The organism is Gordonia sp. VNK21, assembly GCF_046098115.1.
Lineage (GTDB): Bacteria > Actinomycetota > Actinomycetes > Mycobacteriales > Mycobacteriaceae > Gordonia.
This window is the reverse complement of record NZ_JBJURU010000031.1, coordinates 1-2,562: the sequence shown is the minus strand read 5'-3', so window position 1 is coordinate 2,562 and position 2,562 is coordinate 1. Positions and strand designations below refer to the sequence as shown.

The 2,562-nt window shown below is 61.8% G+C and carries 3 protein-coding genes; 2 read left to right on the top strand and 1 reads right to left on the bottom strand.

Features of this window, described 5'->3' with window-relative positions:
- Positions 1-256 (bottom strand): SDR family NAD(P)-dependent oxidoreductase (locus tag ACJMNC_RS18130; RefSeq protein ID WP_408949343.1); only part of this gene is annotated, 256 nt, incomplete at its 3' end.
- Positions 257-899: 643 nt separating this feature from the next.
- Between ACJMNC_RS18130 and ACJMNC_RS18125 the strand changes: the two genes are divergently transcribed.
- Together ACJMNC_RS18125 and ACJMNC_RS18120 are read left to right on the top strand one after the other, a co-directional pair.
- On the top strand, positions 900-1,916 hold the full coding sequence (locus tag ACJMNC_RS18125) for a diiron oxygenase (RefSeq protein ID WP_161896579.1): 1,017 nt from the start codon (positions 900-902) through the stop codon (positions 1,914-1,916).
- A gap of 10 nt (positions 1,917-1,926) precedes the next feature.
- A partial coding sequence (locus ACJMNC_RS18120) for a 4Fe-4S binding protein (protein WP_408949341.1) occupies positions 1,927-2,562 on the top strand: 636 nt, incomplete at its 3' end.

Below are 2,562 nucleotides of genomic sequence, written 5' to 3'. Positions count from 1 at the left end.
TACGCGTGACGAGCTCGTCTAGGCTGTGCGCACGCCGCGCCACCATCCAGACGTGGGCTCCACGACGGGCGAACTCTTCAGCTGCCGCAGCGCCGATGCCCGACGAAGAGCCAGTGACGAGGACGGTTGAATACCGTAGCCGCCTGGCCGGCGACCCGGTGCGAAGTGTATTGACGAGCTCGCCCGGCGTACGTGGTCGTTGTAAAGCAGTATGCGCGACTCGGGCTGGCACGTATCTCACAGCTGCTGCCACCATGCATAGACCGTAGATCACGAGGCGCAGCACTATTGACCCCCATCCGCTGCGAGGATGCGGCCGAGGGTCGTCTTGCCCGTCGTCCCAGTGGGCCGGAGAACACGAAATGTGTGGGCCGCCGTGCCAGAGCGAGAGCCCCTCGCTGCCGCCTTCGTGCACCAACAAAAGCCGGACTTGGTGCTTGACGGCCGGTGGTTGGCCGATTTGGCGATCTAGCTCGGCCAGGACGGCGTCGTAGCCGGTTGAGCGGCCCCTACGATCACCTGGTCACCATCAGCCGTCAAGATCAGCTGTCAGCGGTAAGAACTGTCCTGAGGGAGGTGTCGGTTCCGGTGGAAAATGAGCCCGCCGAAGCGACACGGGGGCAACCGGCGCACGACGACACCGCCCGCCCGCCCGGTCTGTTCTGACATGTGCACAATTCGATGATTTCATCACCGTCCGACGCTCCGCGTGCCCAGGCCGTCATGCCGTCTTTGCGTCTTGCTGGTTAGCCGTCTTGCCAGCAACCGCTCCCTATCGCGCGGCCCTGGTCGGGGCGGTTTCGGTCATCGCACGACCGGGGCATTTCCGATATCCGATACCTGCGGTACCGTGTACGTATAAAAGCCGTAGAAAATATCAACCTCAGAGGAGGCTTCTTATGGCTAGAACCGGCATCATCAATCGTTGGCGTAGCAATATGGATGTGCTCGACGACACCGTGTACACCGACATGCTCAACACACTGTCTGAGGGGTCAGTGCGACGGCATTTTAACCCCTATATCGATATCGATTGGGATGCACCCGAGTTCGCGGTGACACCCAATGACGAGCGCTGGATCCTTCCGGGGACCGATCCGCTCGGACGTCACCCGTGGTATCAAGCGCAATCGGTCGAGCGCCAGATCGAGATCGGTATGTGGCGTCAGGCCAACGTTGCCAAGGTCGGCCTGCACTTCGAGTTGGTCCTGATCCGCGGCCTGATGGACTACGCGTTCTGGACGCCCAACGGGTCGCCCGAGTACCGCTACTGCCTGCATGAGGCCGCCGAAGAGTGTAACCACACCATGATGTTCCAGGAGATGGTGAACCGCATCGGGGTCGACGTGCCCGGGATGCCTCGGTTGCTGAGGTGGTCCCAACCGGTGGTCCCGTTGATGGCGGGTCCGTTGCCGATACCGTTCTGGTTCGGCATTCTCGCCGGTGAAGAGCCCATCGATCATACGCAGAAGAATGTTCTGCGTGAGGGTAAACAGCTGCACCCGATCATGGAGCGGGTGATGGCGATCCATGTGGCTGAAGAGGCGCGGCACATCTCGTTCGCGCATGAGTACCTGCGTAAGCGGGTGCCGCATTTGTCGCGGGGGAAGCGGTTCTTGTTGTCGATGTTTGTGCCGGTGATGATGCGCGTGCTGTGTTCGGCGATCATGGTTCCGCCGCGGGAGTTCTGGAAGGAATTCGATATTCCGCGCTCGGTGCGCAAGGAGGTCTTCTTCAATTCGCCGGAGTCGCGGCAAATGCTACGTGACATGTTCGGTGACGTCCGGATGCTGTGCCACGACACGGGACTGATCAATCCGCTCGCCAAGATCGTTTGGCGGATCTGCAAGATCGATGGCAAGCCGAGTCGCTACCGTAGCGAGCCGCAGCGCCAGCACGTGTCCGCCGTAGCGTAGGAGCGGCGTCATGCCCCATGTGATCACCCAGTCGTGCTGTAGCGACGCCTCCTGTGTGTACGCCTGCCCGGTCAACTGTATTCATCCGTCGCCGGACGAACCCGGTTTCGCCACCGCTGAGATGTTGTACATCGATCCGGTCTCGTGTGTCGACTGCGGCGCATGTGTCTCTGCCTGCCCGGTCGGGGCGATAGCGCCGCAGGCAAAGCTGCGGCCTGAACAATTGCCGTTTGTCTCCCTCAACGCGGCGTTCTACCCGGATCGGCCCGCAGGCGAGAGGGTCCCGCCGACGTCTAAGCTGGCGACGGTCATCGACGCGCCGAAAGTCGATGCACGCGAGTCGGATCCATTGACGGTGGCGATTGTTGGCTCTGGCCCGGCGGCGATGTATGCCGCCGACGAACTGTTAACCCAGTCAGGCGTACGGGTCAACGTCTTCGAACGGCTCCCGACGCCCTATGGGCTGGTGCGGGCCGGCGTCGCACCCGACCATCAGAACACCAAGCGGGTCACACGGCTTTTCGACGAAGTGAGCCGATCGTCTGGATTCACCTTCTACCTCAACGTCGAGGTGGGATCGGATGTGTCCCACTCCGAACTGTTGGCCCACCATCATGCGGTGGTGTATGCCGTCGGAGCGCCGAAC

Excerpts from the sequence above, each read along its gene's own strand:
- ACJMNC_RS18125 (WP_161896579.1), top strand. The coding sequence starts at position 900 with ATGGCTAGAACCGGCATCATCAATCGTTGGCGTAGCAATATGGATGTG.